Genomic DNA, 16,717 nt, shown 5'->3' with positions numbered 1-16,717 from the left:
TAAAAAATCACGCCTCCGGCCGCATGTACGGGAACAGCAGCACGTCGCGGATCGAGGCGGAATCGGTGAGCAGCATCACCAGACGGTCGATGCCGATGCCGAGGCCACCGGTGGGCGGCAGGCCCACTTCCAACGCGCGGATGTAGTCGGCATCGAAGTGCATCGCCTCGTCGTCGCCGGCGTCCTTTGCGTCGACCTGGGCCTGGAAGCGCGCAGCCTGGTCTTCCGGGTCGTTCAACTCGGAGAAGCCGTTCGCGATCTCCTTGCCGTTGACGAACAGTTCGAAGCGGTCGGTGATGCCCTTGTCGGCGTCGCTCTCGCGCGCCAACGGCGAGACCTCGACCGGGTGCTGGGTGATGAAGGTGGGCTGGATCAGGGTGTGCTCCACCGTCTTCTCGAAGATCTCCAGCAGCAGCTTGCCCCAGCCGTAGCCGTCCTTGACCTGCACGCCGAGGCGCTTGGCATGCGCAGCCATCGCCGCGCGGTCGCGCAGTTCCTCGCGCCTGATCCCGGGGTTGTGCTCCAGCACCGCGTCTTCCATCGTCCAGCGGCGGAAGGCCGGGCCGACGTCGATCTCGGCGCCTTCCCAGGTCAGCGCCGTAGTGCCGATCACCGCCTTCGCCGTCTCGCGGATCAGGTTCTCGGTGAGGTCCATGATCTCGTTGTAGGTGGCGTAGGCCTGGTACAGCTCCAGCATGGTGAACTCGGGGTTGTGCCGGGTCGACACGCCCTCGTTGCGGAAGTTGCGGTTGATCTCGTAGACGCGGTCGAAACCGCCGACCACCAGGCGCTTCAGGTACAGCTCCGGCGCCACGCGCAGGTAGAGGTCCATGTCCAGCGCGTTGTGGTGGGTGATGAACGGCTTGGCCGTGGCGCCGCCGGGGATGACGTGCATCATCGGCGTTTCCACTTCCATGAAGCGGCGCGGTGCCGCCTCCAGCCACTGGCGGATGAAGCCGATGATGCGCGAGCGCTTCTGGAAGGTGTCGCGCGCTTCCTGGGTCACGATCAGGTCGACGTAGCGCTGGCGGTAGCGCTGCTCCACGTCGGCCATGCCGTGGTGCTTGTCGGGCAGCGGGCGCAGGCTCTTGGTGAGCAGGCGCAGGATGTCCACCTTCACCGACAGCTCGCCGGTCTTGGTGCGCATCAGCAGGCCTTCGGCGCCGACGATGTCGCCCATGTCCCAGCCCTTGAACGCCTCGTACACAGCCTCACCCACCGTGCCCTGGTGGATGAACAACTGGATGCGGCCGGTCATGTCCTGCATCTGCACGAAGCTGACCTTGCCCTGCACGCGCTTCAGCACGATGCGGCCGGCCACCTTCACCCGGCGCTGCGCCGCCTCGACGGCCTCGGCGGTGTACCTGTCCTTGTCGGCGTACTCGTCCTGCAGATCGCCTACGAAGCTGTCCACCTTGAAGTCGTTGGGGAAGGCGATGCCCTGCCCGCGCAGCGCCGTGAGTTTCTCGCGGCGCTCGGCGATCAGCTTGTTCTCGTCGACGGGCTGGGTATCGGTGGCTTCGCTCATGGGTTTTCCGTGGCTGCCGGCGTCCGCACCGGCGGAGAATGGTTCGTGGGATGGTAGGGAAAGATGCGCGTCCGCAGGTACTCAATCGTCCTTGCCGAACACGTGCTTCACCGCGTGCTTGGTGGCATCCCAGCCTTCACGCGCGCCGTGGCCGATCGCGATGCCGGCCTTCTTCGCATCGTGGCCGACGGCGATGCCGGCCTTCTTCGCGCCATGGCCGACGGCGAGGCCTGCCTTCTTGGCGCCGTGGCCGATGCCGGTTCCGGCTTCCTTGGCGCCGTGGCCGACCTTCCTGGTGACGTGCTTGGTCGCATGGCCCACGTCGCGGGCACCGGTGGCGACACCGTGGCCGACGTCCTTCGCGCCCTGCTTGATGTCCTGGCCCGCGCTCTGCGCGCTGGCGCCGAACGCCACCAGGGCGGCACAGGCAAACAGGATGCTGCAAGTCTTCCTGGCATTCATGCTGGCTACCTCGTCAATGTGGGAAACCCGGAAAGGTCTATACAAGCGGGTTTCCGTACCGCGGCTGAAACCGCGACACGGATTTCCTGAAGTCTGTCGGACTTTGATGGTCGAGTCGAGAATTCGGCTGTGTAAGGACAGATTTTTCGACAATTCGCCGCCCCATAGTGAATCCATGGGGCAGGAACCGGCAGAAATATGGACCACTCAGCCGGATTCGCAGACCGGCCAATCAGAGTCCGGCAGGCTCCTAGGCATCGACGCGCTTGGCACCCGCGTCCAGGCCGGACTTCAGGCTGGCCTCGATGAATTCGTCGAGGTCGCCGTCCAGCACCTTCTGCGTGTCGGAACGCTCCACGCCGGTGCGCAGGTCCTTGATGCGGCTCTGGTCCAGCACGTAGTTGCGGATCTGGCTGCCCCAGCCGATGTCGGACTTGGATGCTTCCAGCGCATCCTTTTCGGCATTGCGCTTCTGCACTTCCAGCTCATACAGCTTGGCCGCCAGCATCTTCATCGCGCGGTCGCGGTTGGCGTGCTGCGAGCGTTCGGTCTGGCAGGCCACCACCACGCCACTGGGAACGTGGGTGATGCGCACCGCGGACTCGGTCTTGTTCACGTGCTGGCCGCCGGCGCCGGACGAGCGGTACACGTCGGTCTTGAGGTCCGCCGGGTTGATCTCGATGTCGATGTCGTCGTCGACTTCCGGCGAGACGAACACGCTGGTGAAGCTGGTGTGGCGGCGGTTGTCCGAGTCGAACGGGCTCTTGCGCACCAGGCGGTGCACGCCGATCTCGGTCTTCAGCCAGCCGTAGGCATAGTCGCCCTCGACGCGGAACGTGGCCGACTTGATGCCCGCGACTTCGCCGCCGGAGACTTCCAGCAGCTCGGTCTTCCAGCCGCGCGATTCGGCCCAGCGCAGGTACATGCGCAGCAGCATCTCGGCCCAGTCCTGCGCCTCGGTGCCGCCGGCGCCAGCCTGGATATCCACGAAGGCGTTCGCCGAATCCATCTTGCCGGAGAACATGCGCTGGAATTCCAGCTTGCCGACGCGGGCCTCGAGCTTGGCCACATCATCGGCAACCGAAGCGACGGTCTCCTCGTCGCTGTCCGCGGCGGCCATCTCCAGCAGCTCCTTCGCGTCGGACAGGCCTGCGGTTAGTTCGTCGATGCCGGTGACCACGGTGTCCAGGCGCGCACGTTCGCGGCCCAGTTCCTGCGCACGCGGCGGGTCGTCCCAGACGTTGGGACTTTCCAGCTCGCGGCTTACTTCCTCGAGGCGCTCACGCTTGGTGGCGTAGTCAAAGATACCCCCTAAGCGACTCGACGCGGGCCGTGAGGTCCGCGATCTGCGCGAGGATCGGATTGGTCTCGATCATGGTTGAACCAGTCGTTGGGGCGTCGCGAACGATGCCGGATGGGAAACGCCGTATCGTAGCAAATCCGGCTCCGATACGGCGCTGCACCATTCAGGCCAGCGCCTGCTCGTGGACGCCGCGCACCGCGCGCCCGGACGGATCCGCCATGCCGGCGAACGCCGGGTCCCAGGCCAGCGCGGCGGGCGACGAGCAGGCAATCGACTTGCCGCCCGGCACCGTGGCGGCGCAGGCCTCGCCGGGATAGAACTGCTCGAAGATGCGCCGGTAGAAATACGCTTCCTTGGTGGCGGGCGTGTTGAACGGGAAGCGTGCGGCCGCCGCGGCGAATTCGCGGTCGCTCACCATCTGTTCGGCGTGCGCCTTCAGGCCGTCGATCCAGCCGTAGCCGACCCCGTCGCTGAACTGCTCCTTCTGCCGCCACAGGATTTCCTTCGGCAGGGCGCCGTCGAAGGCCGCGCGCAGCACGTGCTTCTCGATCCTGCCGCGGCCCGCCATCTTGTGCGCGGCATCCATGCCCATCGCCACGTCGATGAATTCAAGGTCCAGGAACGGCACGCGCGCCTCCACGCCCCAGGCCATCATCGCCTTGTTCGCGCGCAGGCAGTCGTAGCTGTGCAGCGCATCGAGCTTGCGCACGGTCTCCTCGTGGAACGCCTCGGCCGAGGGCGCCTTGTGGAAGTAGAGATACCCGCCGAAGATCTCGTCGGAGCCTTCGCCCGACAGCACCATCTTCACGCCCATGGCCTTGATCCGGCGGGCCAGCAAGTACATCGGCGTGGCGGCACGGATGGTGGTGACGTCGTAGGTCTCCAGGTGGCGGATCACCTCGGGCACCGCGTCCAGGCCTTCCCAGAAGGTGTAGACGAAGCCGTGGTGCACGGTGCCCAACGCGTCGGCGGCGATCTGCGCGGCGGCCAGGTCGGGCGATCCCTCCAGGCCGATCGCGAAGGAATGCAGGCGCGGCCACCAGGCCTCGCTGCGGTCGCCGTCCTCGATGCGCTCGCGGGCGAACTTCGCGGCGCAGGCGGCGACCAGCGAGGAATCGAGGCCACCGGAGAGCAGCACGCCATAGGGCACGTCGGTCATCAGCTGGCGGTGCACGGCCTGCTCGAAAGCCCCGCGCAGCTCGGCCAGCGGCACGTCGTGGCCGCGCGTGGCGGCGTAGTCGCGCCAATCCTTGCGGTAGTAGCGGCGCAGCTCGCCCGTGGCACTGTCGTACACGTGGCCGGGCGGGAATGCCGCCACGTCCGCGCACACGCCGACCAGCGCCTTCATCTCCGAGGCCACGCACAACCGCCCTTCCGCGTCGTGCCCCCAGTAGAGCGGGCACACGCCGATCGGGTCACGGGCGATCAGGTAGCGCTGCGCCGCGCCGTCCCACAGCGCGAAGGCGAAGATGCCGTTGAGTCGGCCGAGGAAGTCTGCGCCGTGCTCGCGGTACAAGGCGTTGATGACCTCGCAATCCGAACCGGTGGTGAAGTCGTAGCCGCTGGCCTCGCGCAGTTCGCGATGGTTGTAGATCTCGCCGTTCACCGCCAGGGCCAGCGCGCCGTCGCGCGAGCGCAGCGGCTGCGCGCCCGACGCCGGATCGACAATGGCCAGCCGCTCGTGCACCAGGATCACCCCGGCGTCGACGTACACGCCGCTCCAGTCCGGGCCGCGATGGCGCTGGCGCTGCGACAGTTCCAGCGCCTGCCGGCGCAACGCAGCAAGGTCGTCGCCCGGCTGCAGGTCGAACATTCCGAAAATCGAGCACATGGTGGGCGTTCCTCGTTTGCTGGTGATGAAAGCTTTGTTTGAAAGTCGGCCATGGATGGCCGGTCTTGCTTTGCGCGGATGGAGCCGCGCACAAATCCAGCACACGAAAACACCAAGGCCCGCGCGGGGCGGGCCTTGGTCGCGTGTCTGGTGGTGTTGCCTTCAGCTACGCGCGGGCCCGCCAACGGTTGGCGTTATTGTTCGCGCGATTGTTGTTGGCGGCCGCCACGAGGCGCCGCGCGGCAAGCGCGGCGGCAATCGGCAACATGGCGGTCGTGAAGGTCATGTACCGACTAGAACAGAAGGCGGGCGCCGGCGCAAGTGACGATTCGGCATGAGGCCATCCGGCCGTCCATCCGCTCACTCGCCCATCGGCTCGGTGATCCAGCGCGTCGCCTGCTCCAGTTCGGCCAGCGCGAACAGGCGGAAATCGGCCGGCACCAGGAACCGCGAGACCTTGGTTGCGGTGCGCAACCACGGCACGTCGGTCACCAGCGCCACGCGATCCCAGCCGCTGATGTGGCGGATGCCGAGCATGAAATCGTCCCACATCGCGCCGGCGTCGAAACCGGTGAAGTCCGGCGCCACCACGAACAGCATGCGCAGCTTGCGGTTGAGCGCAAACACCGCCTCCACGTCCGGCACCAGCACCTGCTCGTAATCGGCGGCCGTCACCTGGCCATGTGCGCGGAAACCCAGCGTGCCGGGCGGTAACCCATCGATCTGTTCGAGCATGACGGCCTCCGTGGCGGACGAATGGCCAGTCTGGCGCGCATGCCGTGAACGCCGCGCGAGATCAGGCCGGTTCGATGTGGCGCAGCAGCAGGCGCGGCGATTCGCGCCCCTGCCAGTCGTTGATGACCAGTTCGTAGGCGGCACGCAGGCGCGGCGGCGGCGCGGCGGTGCCGACATTGAACATCACCGCGTCGTGCACGCTGCCGTCTCGCGGGTCGCGCAGGTCGAGCCGCCAGTGGCCCTCGCCCATCGGCTTCCAGCCCGCGCATTCGAACACGTTGTCGAACAGCGGCTCGGGGAAGGCCTGGCCCCAAGGGCCGGCATGACGGAGCTGCCGTGCCAGTTCCAGCGACAGGCTGCCCGCGGGAAGCTCGCCGTCGGTGTAGAGCGCGGCCTGCAGGCGTTCAGGCGCGATCAGCTCGCGCGCGGCGGCATCGAAGGCAGCGGCGAAACGCGGGAAATCGGCGGCGCGCAGGCTGAGGCCCGCCGCCATCGCATGACCGCCGAAGCGCTCGATCAGGCCGGGCTGGCGCGCGTCGATCATGGCCAACGCATCGCGCAGGTGGAAGCCGGGAATCGAGCGGCCCGACCCGCGCAAGTTGACACGACTCGTGTGCGCTTCCTGCGCACGAAGATCAAGAAGCGGCGATCCATCGCTGCACTCTTCAATGGAAGCTGGCGCGAACGCGATAACCGGGCGGTGCAGACGCTCCTTCAGCTTGGAGGCCACCAGGCCCACCACGCCCGCGTGCCAGGACGGCTCGTACAACGCCACGCCCACCGCGTCGATGTCGCGCAGGCCGGCGGTCATCGCCTCGGCCTCGGCCACCATCGAGGCCTGCAGGTCGCGGCGCTCGCGGTTGATCTGGTCGAGTTGCCCCGCGTAGCGGCGCGCCTGCGCCACGTCGTCGGTGAGCAGGCATTCCACGCCGAGCTGCATGTCTTCCAGCCGCCCCGCCGCGTTGAGGCGCGGCCCCACCGCAAAGCCGAGATCGCTGGCGCAGAGCACGGCGGCACTGCGCCTGCCGCATTCGACCAGCGCGGCGATGCCGGCGCAGGCCTTGCCGCCGCGGATGCGCCGCAGGCCCGCCTCCACCAGCACGCGGTTGTTGAAATCCAGCGGCACCAGGTCGGCCACGGTGCCCAGCGCCACCAGGTCAAGCAAGGCGGAGAGATCTGGTTCGCCTTTTGGGGACGTGCGGCCATGGACGGCCGCCTTTTGATCTTCGCGATCAGGAAGATCGCACGAGAAAGCACCCTGCCCGCGCAACTTCGCGCGTAGCGCCAGCAACAGGTAGAACATCACGCCGACACCCGCCAAGGCCTTGCTCGGAAAACCGTCGCCGACGAGGTTCGGGTTCACGATCGCGTCGCAGGCCGGCAGCTGCTCGCCGGGCAGGTGGTGGTCGGTGACGATCACCCGCATGCCGAGTTCGCGCGCCCGCGCCACGCCCGCCACGCTGGCCACGCCGTTGTCCACGGTGACGATCAGCCGGGGACGCGGCTGCAGCGAGTCGACCAGTGCCGGCGTGAGTCCGTAGCCGTGCACGAAGCGGTTCGGCACCGCGTAGCCCACCCGTTTCGCGCCAAGCATGCGCAGGCCGCGCACGGCGACCGCGGTGCCCGTGGCACCGTCGCAGTCGTAGTCGCCGGCGATCAGGATGCTCCAGTCGTCACGGATCGCCTCGGCCAGCAGCCCGGTCGCGGCATCCAGGCCGCCCAGCGCCTGCGGCGGCAGCATGCGCTGCAGCCGATGGTCGACATCCGCGGGCTGCAACACGCCGCGCGCCGCATAGATCCGCTGCAGCACCGGATGCACCGTGGCCTCCCAGCCCGACGGTTCGCCCTGCGCCACGCGCCGGCGCAGTTCGAGCGTGCTCAACGCGGCGCCCCGCGCCAGAACCGCCAGCGATGCCGCGGCCGCCACGACCAGCGTTCGCCGCCGGCGAACGTGAACTGCAGGGCCTGCCGCTGCGCCAGCGCCTGCACCGGCGGCCACCAGTCACTCATCAGTTCGTCCACCGCCACATCCTGCAGGTCGACCAGCCAGCCGACCTGTACCGCTGCCAGGGTCGTTGGCGTGCGCGACTGGCCGGGAACGCCGGCGCGCGCCGCCAGCGCGAGCAGCAACGTGTCGCTGCCGACCACGCCGGCAAACCTGCATCGCAGCGATGCGGGTAAACGTCCCGCGCCCCACAGCCACACGCTGTTGACCGGCGGCAAGCCACGCGCCTGACGCGCGGCGTTCAAGGAATGCTGGTGCAGCAGCACCTGCACCTCATTGAGCAGCACGCGCCACGGGCGACCGTCCGCCCCCTGCGGCAGATGCAGGTACAGGTCTTCGCCCAGCGCCAGCTCCGGTGCGGCGAAGGCCGGCACGCGCGTCTCCGGCGGCAGGCGCAGCTGCCAGTGGCTGGGGGCGGTGATTTCCAGTTGCAGGCCGGCCTCGGCGAAGGCCGGTTGCAGCGCCAGCGTGTAGGCCTGCGCCTCCCGCATGTCCAGCGGCATCGAACCGCAGGCGAGCAGGCGCACGCCGGTCATGTCCGGCTGCACCCACGCGGGATCGGCATTGAGCCACGTCGCGTCGCCCGCGTCGCCGGCCAGGTGTTCGCGGAGCAGCGCGGCCGCCGGCAGCGGCGAACCGGCACCGTCGAAACCGTCCGCGAGGCGGGCCAACCGGTCGCGCGGGTCGTCGTCGAGACGATCGGCCTGCGCCAGCAGGCGGCGCAGCGGGTGCGCCTGGCCGAAACGGTCCAACGCGGGCAACCACAGCTGTGCCGGATGTGCACTCATCGACGCGGGTCCTCAGGCTTCCAGCGCTTCATACAGGGTCATCCATTCCGTTTCGAGCGTTTCCTTCTCGCGGCGCAGTTCGGCCTGCTGCTGGCCGAGTTTCATCAGCGCGGCAGTGGGACCGTTGTAGGTGTCCGGATCGGCCAGCTTCGCCTCCAGCGCCGTCAGTTCGGCGTCGATGGCGGCCACGCGCGTCTCGATCTTCTTCACGCGCTGGCGCGAGGCTCTTTCGCTGTCGCGCTGCTGCGCAGCGGCGCGGCGGCGGTCTGCGGCGGATGCGTTGCCCGTGCGCCCGTCCTGCGCGCCGCGATCAGGAAGCGGGCTGCCCGGTGCGCGCTCTTCGGTTTTCGCGCCTTTCTTCGCTGCGCTGCCGCGTGCGCGCAGCCAACGCGCGTAGTCGTCGAGGTCGCCGTCGAACGGTTCCACCGCGCCGTCGGCCACGCGCCAGAAGCTGTCGCAGACCATGCCGAGCAGATGGCGATCGTGCGACACCAGCACCAGCGCGCCGTCGAAATCGGCCAGCGCATCGGCCAGCGCCTCGCGCATGTCGAGGTCGAGGTGGTTGGTGGGCTCGTCCAGCAGCAGCAGGTTCGGCTTGTCCCAGGCGATCAGCGCCAGCGCGAGGCGCGCCCGTTCGCCGCCGGAGAAGCCGTCCACCGACTCAAACGCGCGGTCGCCGGCGAAGTTCCAGGTGCCGAGGAAATCGCGCAGCGCCTGCGCGGCGACGCCGGGCGCCTTGTCCTGCAGGTGGTCGAACGGACTGGCGCCCTCGCGCAGGCTCTCGACTGTGTGCTGGGCGAAGTAGCCGATCCTGAGATCCTTGTGTGCCTTGCGCTCGCCGCCCATCGGCGCCAGTTCGCCCACCAGCGTCTTCACCAGGGTGGACTTGCCCGCTCCGTTCGGGCCGAGCAGGCCGATGCGCTCGCCCGCTTCGAGACGGAAACGCACGTCGCGCAGGATGATCGTGGCCTCGCGGCTGGCCACGTCGTGGCCGGGCAAGTGGTCGTCGCCTTCCTCGCGCGAACCGGCCGGATAGCCGGCGATCACCTCTTCCAGCTGCAGCATGGAATCGGGCACGCGCTCGGGCTTGGCGAACTGGAAGTGGAACGCACGCTCGGCACGCACCGCCTCGGTGCCGGCCATCTTCTCCAGTCGCTTCATGCGCGACTGTGCCTGCTTGGCCTTGCTGGCCTTGGCCTTGAAGCGGTCGATGAAGCTCTGCAGGTGCGCGCGCTCGGCCTGCTCGCGCTCGTGCGCGATCTGCTGCTGGCGCAGCTGCTCGGCGCGCAGGCGCTCGAACGCGCTGTAGTTGCCGGTGTACAGCCGGGCGCCGCCGTCAACCAGGTGCAGGGTGTGGTCAATCACGCCGTCGAGGAATTCGCGGTCGTGCGAAATGATGAGCAGGGTGCCCTGGTAACGGCGCAACCATTCCTCCAGCCACAGCACGGCATCGAGGTCGAGGTGGTTGGTGGGTTCGTCCAGCAGCAGCAGTTCGGACGGCGCCATCAGCGCGCGCGCCAGGTTCAGGCGCACGCGCCAGCCGCCGGAGAACTCCTTCACCGCACGCTCGTGCGTCTCCGGCGCGAAGCCCAGGCCATGCAGCAGGCGGCCGGCGCGGGCGCGGGCGTCGTAGCCGTGCAGTTCCTCGATGCGGTGGTGGGCACGCGCCATCGCATCGCTGTCGCCGCGCGCCTGCGCGTCGGCCTCGTCGCGCAGCGCGGCGTGCAGTTCCACGTCGCCGCCCAACACGTACTCGATCGCCGGGTCGGGCAGCGCGGGCGTCTCCTGCGCCACCGAGGCCAGGCGCAGCTTCGCCGGCAGGTCGATGTCGCCGGCGTCGGCCTCGACCTGGCCCTGCAGCGCGGCGAACAGGCTGGACTTGCCGCAACCGTTGCGGCCGATCACGCCCAGCCGCCAGCCGCCCTGGATCACCAGGTCGATGTCGGACAGCAGCAGGCGGCTGCCGCGGCGCAGGGCAAAATGGCGGAACGCGATCATTCGGGGCACTTCAATCGGGCGACTCGGCCGCACATGATAACGGCTATGCCGGTCACACCCGCCGCGACTGCCCGTGGATAGTCGCAAACAGTTCTGCTACAACGGCGCGGCAACGCCTTGCGCGGAGAGGGGACCATGTTCAAGCATCGCCACAACCTGCCCTTGCTGGCAGCACTCGCCATCGTTTTCGGCGCCGCCGGCTACGCCATGCCGCAGCCGGTCCATGCCGACAACCTGCTGATCCACCGCGTGCAGCAGGAAAAGGGCATGCATCTGCCCGCGCGCGGCATGACCATGGCCCAGGTCGAGCGGAAATACGGCGCGCCGCAGCGCAAGCTCTCGCCACGCGGCGGCGACACGAAGAAGCACCCGGTGATCAACCGCTGGGAGTACGCGAACTTCATCGTCTATTTCGAGCACGACCACGTGATCCATTCCGTGCTCAACACGCCGGCCGGCAACAACACCAGCCCCGCCACCGCGAACTGAGCGCCCACGCCATGACGCGCCCCGCGTTGCCGCGGGGCGCGTTTTTCATGCCGCACATCCTTGTGCGCCACCCTTTCGGGCGCCCTTCGGGCGTGCAAGACGGCCGTCCTGCGGTTTGTGCTGCGCGTATCGCTTAAACTTCGCGCCCCAAAGCCATGTTGCATGGCCGACCGTCCCCCACGAGATTCCGTCATGACCGAACCCCGCTGGCGCCTGCCTGCCGAATGGGAGCCGCAAGCCGCGGTGCTGATCGCCTGGCCGCACGCCGGCACCGACTGGGCCGAACGACTGGCCGCGGTGGAAACCACCTATGTGGCCCTGGCCGCCGCCGTGACGCGTTTCCAGCGCCTGGTCGTGGTGGCGGCCGATGCCGGCGTGCGCATGCATGCCGAAAACCTGCTGCGCGAGGCGGGCGTCGATCTCGCGCGCATCCACTTCGTCGAACTGCCCTACGACGACACCTGGCTGCGCGACTCCGGCCCGATCACGCTGAAGAGCGACGACGGCCGTTTCCAGCTCGCCGACTTCCGCTTCACCGGTTGGGGCGGCAAGTTCGGCGCCGAACGGGACGACGCGCTGATCGCAGGTCTGGTCGATGCCGGCGTGTTCGGCCGCGCCGACCACCGCCGCATTGACTGGGCGCTGGAGGGTGGTGGCATCGAGAGCGACGGTGCCGGCACCGTACTCACCACCTGGAAGTGCCTGCACCAGCGCCACCCGGAGCAAAGCCGCGCGGCGATGGACGCGATCCTGATGGACAGCCTGCACGCCAACCGCATCCTGTGGCTGGATCACGGCTATCTGGAAGGCGACGACACCGACGCGCACATCGACACCCTCGCCCGCTTCGCGCCCGGCGGCCGCATCGTGTACCAGGCCTGCGACGACGCCGGCGACAAGCACCATGGCGAACTCGCGCGCATGGGCGAGGAGCTCGCCGCGCTGCACACTGCCGATGGCCGCCCGTACCAGTTGCATCCGCTGCCGTGGGCGCGGCCCATCATCGACGAAGGCCGCCGCCTCGCCGCCTCGTATGCGAATTACCTTATCGTCAACGGCGCCGTGCTGGTGCCCGCCTATGGCGACGCGGCCGACGACGCGGCTGCCCGCATCATCGGCAGCGCGCATCCCGGCCGCGAAGTGGTGCAGGTGCCCTGCCGCCCGCTGATCTGGCAGAACGGCAGCCTGCACTGCATCACCATGCAGCTGCCGGCCGGGCTGGTCGATTGAGAGTCCACCGTGGCTGTCGCCCGCCTGGAGATATTCGCGCGGCGACGGCAACGCATCGCCGCCGCGCCGTTCGCCGAGTTCTCGATCTTCCAGGTCCGTGCCGGCCGCAAGCGCATGGGCGATGGGCAACGCCGGGACGAAATCCCCGCCGGCGGCTTCGCCGCCGTGGCGCCCGGACAGCTGCTCAACGTGGAGAACCTGCCGCCGCAGGATGGCGCGTACCGCGCGGTATGCCTGTGCTTGCCGCACACGATGCTGGCGCCTGCCGACCCTGTGCCCGTCGACGCGCCGGCATGGGCCGCGTTGCCCGCCACGCGCGCCCTGGAACAAGCCTTTGCCCACGTCGAGCAGGGCGTCTCCGAACACCTCCCGGAAAGCCTGCTGCGCCATCGCGTCGCCGAACTGGTGGCCGCCGTGGCACTGGCCGGCTACCGACCGCCGATGGAACGCAACCGCGGGCTGCGCGAACGCATCCGCCTGCTGCTCAACACGCAACCCGCACGCGAGTGGCGCGCGGAGGAAGTGGCCGCACGCCTCGCACTCAGCACCGCCACGCTGCGCCGGCGATTGGCCGGGGAAGCGACCAGCTTCAGCGCGGTCCTCGAAGAAGTGCGGCTGACCCACGGGCTCGCCCTGGTCCAGGGCTCGCACAAGCCGCTGAAGCAGGTGGCCGCCGAGTGCGGCTATGCCTCGCCTTCGCGCTTCACGGCACGTTTCCGCCAGCGCTTCGGCACCCTGCCCTCCGAGCTTCGCGATTGAGCGAATCGGGCGAGCGTCTGCGCGTTCGAGGCCACCGCGGCCATGCGACGCCGCACATCATGCGCGGCACTCCCCCGCCGCGAGGTTCCCATGCGCCGCCTGATTGCCACGTTGCTTGCGTCCGCCTTCGCGTTGGGCGTCCACGCTGCCGACTTCCGGGTGCGGGTCGACGGCGGGCATGGCCGTCTTCCCCAGAGCAGCAGCTTCCATGGTTTTGGCTGCACCGGCGCCAACCGCGCGCCCGCCGTGCGCTGGTCGCAGGCCCCTGCCGGCACGCGCAGCTACGCACTCACCGTTTACGACCCGGATGCGCCCACCGGCAGCGGCTGGTGGCACTGGGTCGTGGTCAACCTGCCGGTCTCGAGCACGGCATTGCCGGCGGGGGGCCGCCTGCCGGCCGGCGCGCTGGCGGTGCGCAACGACTACGGCCAGGCGGCCTGGGGTGGCCCCTGCCCACCGGAGGGTGATGCACCGCATCGCTACGTCTTCACCGTGTACGCGCTGGACGTGCCCGCGCTGGAACTCCCGGATGGCGCCTCGCCGGCGCTGGCCGGCTTCATGATCCACGGCCATACGCTTGGCAAGGCGCAGGCCACGCTGACCTACGGCCGCTGAAGGTCGGCGGGAGGCTGCGCGCCGGGCTCGCTACACTATGCGTTTTCGCGCCACCGGCGAGGCCGCATCCATGACCCGCAAGACACTCAAAGTCGCCCTGCTGCAGGAAACCGACCGCGGCAGCCGCGACGCCAATCTCGACGCCATCGAAGCCGGCCTGCGCGAGGCGGCCAGGGCCGGCGCCGAGCTGGTGCTGTTGCAGGAGCTGCACAACGGCCCGTACTTCTGCCAGCACGAAGCGGTGGACCTGTTCGACCTCGCCGAAAGCATCCCCGGCCCCAGCACCGAGCGCCTCGGCAAACTGGCCGAGGAGCTGAAGTTGGTCGTGGTGGCCTCGTTGTTCGAGAAGCGCGCGGCCGGGCTGTACCACAACACCGCGGTGGTGTTCGACCGCTCGGCGGCGATCGCGGGCAGGTACCGCAAGATGCACATTCCCGACGATCCGGCGTTCTACGAGAAGTTCTACTTCACGCCGGGCGACCTCGGCTTCGAGCCGATCCAGACTTCGGTGGGCAGGCTGGGCGTGCTGGTGTGCTGGGACCAGTGGTACCCCGAGGCGGCGCGCCTGATGGCACTGGCCGGCGCGGAACTGCTGCTCTACCCCACCGCGATCGGCTGGGACCCGAACGACGCGCAGGACGAGAAGGATCGCCAGCGCGAGGCGTGGGTGACCGTGCAGCGCGGCCACGCGGTGGCCAACGGCTTGCCGCTGCTGGCCTGCAACCGCACCGGCCACGAAGCCGATCCCAGCGGCGTCGGCGCGGGCATCCGGTTCTGGGGCACCAGCTTCGTGGCCGGCCCGCAGGGCGAATTCCTCGCTCAGGCTGGCACCGACCGGCGCGAACTGCTGCTCGCCGAGGTCGACATGCAGCGCAGCGAGCACGTACGCCGCATCTGGCCGTTCCTGCGCGACCGCCGCATCGACGCCTACGGCGATCTGCTCAAGCGCTTCCGGGATTGACGTTACCTTTGCGATCGTCCCTGATCGCGAAGATCACACGGGCGGCCATCCTTGGCCACACTGCTCAAAACTTTGCGATCATCCCCGATCGCGGGGATCACACGGGCAGCCGTCCTTGGCCGCACTGCTCAAAACTTTGCGATCATCCCCGATCGCGAAGATCACACGGGCAGCCGTCCTTGGCCGCACTGCTCAAAACTTTGCGATCGTCCCCGATCGCGAAAATCAAACGGGCAGCCGTCCTTGGCCGCGTTTCTGAACTTGCTTCACGCGGGACGCGTCCCCATGCTTGAACCACCTCCGTGACCAGTACGCCCCGCGCATGAGTGACACCGAATCCGCCCTGCCCCTGCCGGCCGTGCTGCACGACCAGCCGATCGAGCGCGTCGAGCGCGATGGCGTGGAGTATGTGGTGCTGGGCACCGCCCACGTCTCGCGCACCAGCATGGAGGCGGTGGAGGCCTTGCTGGAGCACGAGCGCTTCGACGCCGTCGCGGTAGAGCTGTGCGAGAGCCGCGCGCAGGGCATGCGCGATCCCGATGCATTCAAGCGCATGGACCTGTTCCAGGTGATCCGCCAGGGCAAGGCCGGCATGGTGGCGGCCAGCCTGGTGCTCTCCACGTTCCAGAAGCGCCTCGCCGAGCAGTCCGGCATCCAGCCCGGTGCGGAGATGAAGGCGGCGATGGACGGCGCCGAGGCGCGCGGCCTGCCGTTGTGGCTGGTCGACCGCGAGGTCGGCACCACGCTCAAGCGCGCCTGGCGCAGCGTGGGTTTCTGGCAGCGCTTCGGCCTGCTCGGCGGCCTGCTCGCCAGCGTGTTCGAGCGCGAGGAGATCGACGCCAGCGAGATCGAGAGGCTCAAGCAGGGCGACATGCTGGAGAGCGCGTTCAGCGAGTTCGCCAGCGAATCGAAGCCGCTGTACCAGAGCCTGATCGGCGAGCGCGACGCCTACATGGCCGCGCGCCTGCGCGAGGAAGCCGCGCGCTCCGCCACCGCCGCACCGCGCCGTGTGCTGGTGGTGATCGGCGCGGGGCACCTGAAAGGCCTGTGCCGCCTGCTGCGGGAGCAGCATGGCGATCCGGTGGCGATCGCTGCCGACCTGGCGCAGGCGCCACCGAAGGCGCGCTGGCCGAAGTGGCTGGCTGCAGGCCTGGTGCTGGCGGTATTCGCCGCGATCGCCTTCGCCTTCCACCGCAACACGGCACTCGGCACGCAAGCGCTCACCGCGTGGGTGCTGTTCACCGGCTGCTTCGCGGCCCTGGGTGCGCTGGCCGCCGCCGCGCATCCGCTCAGCATCCTCGCCGCCTTCGTCGCCGCGCCGATCAAGCCGTTTCGCCCCGGCATCCCCGCCGGTGGCATCAGCGCGGCGGCCGAGGCCTGGGTACGCCGTCCGCGCGTGGCCGACTTCGACGCCCTGCGCGACGACATCGTGCACTGGAGCGGCTGGTGGAAGAATCGCGTGGCGCGCACGCTGCTGAACTTCTTCCTGGTCAGCCTCGGCACCATCGTGGGCGAGTACAGCGCGGGCATCCACATCTTCCGCAGCCTGGTCTGAGCCACGGCGACACTTGTCGCAGATCAAACCCGTGCGACAGGTTGTCCGTGCCCGGAACTGCTGTCTATACTGCGAAGGTTGTTGCATTCATTTGCATCTGTGGCCGCACCTGGGGAACGATCTCGATGATTCGACTGCAATTGCTTGGTCTGGCAGCCGCTGCCGCCTTGCTGGCCACCGCCAGCGCGCACGCCGAGGGCGACAAGGCGGCGGGACGCACGCTGGTCTACACCTGCGCCGGCTGCCACGGCGTACCGGGTTCCGCCAATGCCTACCCGGACTATCCCGTGCCGAAGATCGCCGGGCAGAACGAGCAGTACCTCATCAACGCGCTGAACGGCTACAAGAACGGCGAGCGCACGTATCCGACGATGGTGGCGCAGGCGCAAAGCCTGTCCGAGCAGAACATCAAGGACATCGCTGCCTACCTGTCCAGCCTCACGCCGATCAAATAGGAC

General features: G+C 68.7%; 15 protein-coding genes. 7 read left to right on the top strand and 8 right to left on the bottom strand.

Features of this window, described 5'->3' with window-relative positions:
- Window positions 1-7 precede the first annotated feature (7 nt).
- The 8 genes from lysS to abc-f all read right to left on the bottom strand — a co-directional run bounded on the left by lysS (window position 8) and on the right by abc-f (window position 10,650).
- On the bottom strand, window positions 8-1,528 hold the full coding sequence (gene lysS / locus ACQGNW_RS13330) for a lysine--tRNA ligase (protein WP_426663694.1): 1,521 nt from the start codon (window positions 1,526-1,528) through the stop codon (window positions 8-10).
- Between the two features lie 81 nt (window positions 1,529-1,609).
- Entirely contained in the window at window positions 1,610-1,990 is a 381-nt protein-coding gene (locus ACQGNW_RS13325; RefSeq protein ID WP_426663693.1) for a hypothetical protein, read from the bottom strand.
- 250 nt (window positions 1,991-2,240) lie between these two features.
- A protein-coding gene (prfB, locus tag ACQGNW_RS13320) for a peptide chain release factor 2 (RefSeq protein WP_426663692.1) occupies window positions 2,241-3,366 on the bottom strand; the annotation gives its coding sequence in 2 pieces (ribosomal slippage) (window positions 2,241-3,290 and window positions 3,292-3,366; 1,125 coding nt in all).
- Between the two features lie 90 nt (window positions 3,367-3,456).
- Window positions 3,457-5,124, bottom strand: coding sequence for an asparagine synthase B (gene asnB / locus ACQGNW_RS13315; RefSeq protein ID WP_426663691.1), 1,668 nt, complete (start codon window positions 5,122-5,124; stop codon window positions 3,457-3,459).
- Between the two features lie 360 nt (window positions 5,125-5,484).
- Complete coding sequence (locus ACQGNW_RS13310; protein ID WP_426663690.1) at window positions 5,485-5,859, bottom strand: SpoIIAA family protein; 375 nt, start codon at window positions 5,857-5,859, stop codon at window positions 5,485-5,487.
- Window positions 5,860-5,920: 61 nt separating this feature from the next.
- Entirely contained in the window at window positions 5,921-7,741 is a 1,821-nt protein-coding gene (gene recJ / locus ACQGNW_RS13305; protein ID WP_426663689.1) for a single-stranded-DNA-specific exonuclease RecJ, read from the bottom strand.
- The gene (locus ACQGNW_RS13300) at window positions 7,738-8,652 is read right to left on the bottom strand and encodes a phosphoglycerate mutase (protein ID WP_426663688.1); all 915 of its coding nucleotides are present in this window, start codon (window positions 8,650-8,652) and stop codon (window positions 7,738-7,740) included. The genes recJ and ACQGNW_RS13300 overlap by 4 nt, the downstream gene beginning before the upstream one ends.
- 12 nt (window positions 8,653-8,664) lie before the next feature.
- Window positions 8,665-10,650, bottom strand: coding sequence for a ribosomal protection-like ABC-F family protein (gene abc-f / locus ACQGNW_RS13295; protein ID WP_426663687.1), 1,986 nt, complete (start codon window positions 10,648-10,650; stop codon window positions 8,665-8,667).
- A gap of 135 nt (window positions 10,651-10,785) precedes the next feature.
- On the opposite strand from abc-f, the gene ACQGNW_RS13290 reads away from it, so the two are divergent.
- The 7 genes from ACQGNW_RS13290 (at window position 10,786) to ACQGNW_RS13260 (ending at window position 16,714) form a co-directional block, all read left to right on the top strand.
- Window positions 10,786-11,139 carry a hypothetical protein gene (locus ACQGNW_RS13290; RefSeq protein ID WP_426663686.1) on the top strand — a complete coding sequence of 118 codons (354 nt, stop codon included), beginning with the start codon at window positions 10,786-10,788 and terminating at the stop codon, window positions 11,137-11,139.
- A gap of 192 nt (window positions 11,140-11,331) precedes the next feature.
- A complete protein-coding gene (locus ACQGNW_RS13285; RefSeq protein WP_426663685.1) occupies window positions 11,332-12,369 on the top strand; it encodes an agmatine deiminase family protein in 1,038 nt (345 codons plus the stop codon).
- Between the two features lie 9 nt (window positions 12,370-12,378).
- Window positions 12,379-13,128 (top strand): helix-turn-helix transcriptional regulator, encoded by a 750-nt coding sequence (locus ACQGNW_RS13280; protein WP_426663684.1) that lies wholly within the window; start codon window positions 12,379-12,381, stop codon window positions 13,126-13,128.
- Between the two features lie 90 nt (window positions 13,129-13,218).
- Window positions 13,219-13,743, top strand: a complete 525-nt coding sequence (locus ACQGNW_RS13275; RefSeq protein WP_426663683.1) for a YbhB/YbcL family Raf kinase inhibitor-like protein — start codon at window positions 13,219-13,221, stop codon at window positions 13,741-13,743.
- A 70-nt stretch (window positions 13,744-13,813) separates the two neighbouring features.
- Window positions 13,814-14,704 carry a carbon-nitrogen hydrolase gene (locus ACQGNW_RS13270; protein ID WP_426663682.1) on the top strand — a complete coding sequence of 297 codons (891 nt, stop codon included), beginning with the start codon at window positions 13,814-13,816 and terminating at the stop codon, window positions 14,702-14,704.
- Window positions 14,705-15,026: 322 nt separating this feature from the next.
- The gene (locus ACQGNW_RS13265; protein WP_426663681.1) at window positions 15,027-16,259 is read left to right on the top strand and encodes a TraB/GumN family protein; all 1,233 of its coding nucleotides are present in this window, start codon (window positions 15,027-15,029) and stop codon (window positions 16,257-16,259) included.
- A 125-nt stretch (window positions 16,260-16,384) separates the two neighbouring features.
- On the top strand, window positions 16,385-16,714 hold the full coding sequence (locus tag ACQGNW_RS13260; RefSeq protein ID WP_426663680.1) for a c-type cytochrome: 330 nt from the start codon (window positions 16,385-16,387) through the stop codon (window positions 16,712-16,714).
- The last annotated feature ends 3 nt before the right edge of the window (window positions 16,715-16,717 follow it).

It is taken from the genome of Rhodanobacter aciditrophus (genome assembly GCF_050026795.1).
Classification (GTDB): domain Bacteria; phylum Pseudomonadota; class Gammaproteobacteria; order Xanthomonadales; family Rhodanobacteraceae; genus Rhodanobacter_A.
The sequence above is the reverse complement of the archived record's forward strand: the minus strand, read 5'-3'. Positions and strand labels throughout refer to the sequence as shown.

What these genes read in the sequence shown, in the direction of transcription:
- ACQGNW_RS13270 (WP_426663682.1), top strand. Translation starts at nt 13,814, where the DNA reads ATGACCCGCAAGACACTCAAAGTCGCCCTGCTGCAGGAAACCGACCGC.
- ACQGNW_RS13325 (WP_426663693.1), bottom strand. Translation starts at nt 1,990, where the DNA reads ATGAATGCCAGGAAGACTTGCAGCATCCTGTTTGCCTGTGCCGCCCTG.
- ACQGNW_RS13300 (WP_426663688.1), bottom strand. Translation starts at nt 8,652, where the DNA reads ATGAGTGCACATCCGGCACAGCTGTGGTTGCCCGCGTTGGACCGTTTC.
- ACQGNW_RS13260 (WP_426663680.1), top strand. Translation starts at nt 16,385, where the DNA reads ATGATTCGACTGCAATTGCTTGGTCTGGCAGCCGCTGCCGCCTTGCTG.
- ACQGNW_RS13275 (WP_426663683.1), top strand. Translation starts at nt 13,219, where the DNA reads ATGCGCCGCCTGATTGCCACGTTGCTTGCGTCCGCCTTCGCGTTGGGC.
- ACQGNW_RS13285 (WP_426663685.1), top strand. Translation starts at nt 11,332, where the DNA reads ATGACCGAACCCCGCTGGCGCCTGCCTGCCGAATGGGAGCCGCAAGCC.
- ACQGNW_RS13265 (WP_426663681.1), top strand. Translation starts at nt 15,027, where the DNA reads ATGAGTGACACCGAATCCGCCCTGCCCCTGCCGGCCGTGCTGCACGAC.
- lysS (WP_426663694.1), bottom strand. Translation starts at nt 1,528, where the DNA reads ATGAGCGAAGCCACCGATACCCAGCCCGTCGACGAGAACAAGCTGATC.
- asnB (WP_426663691.1), bottom strand. Translation starts at nt 5,124, where the DNA reads ATGTGCTCGATTTTCGGAATGTTCGACCTGCAGCCGGGCGACGACCTT.
- abc-f (WP_426663687.1), bottom strand. Translation starts at nt 10,650, where the DNA reads ATGATCGCGTTCCGCCATTTTGCCCTGCGCCGCGGCAGCCGCCTGCTG.
- ACQGNW_RS13290 (WP_426663686.1), top strand. Translation starts at nt 10,786, where the DNA reads ATGTTCAAGCATCGCCACAACCTGCCCTTGCTGGCAGCACTCGCCATC.
- ACQGNW_RS13310 (WP_426663690.1), bottom strand. Translation starts at nt 5,859, where the DNA reads ATGCTCGAACAGATCGATGGGTTACCGCCCGGCACGCTGGGTTTCCGC.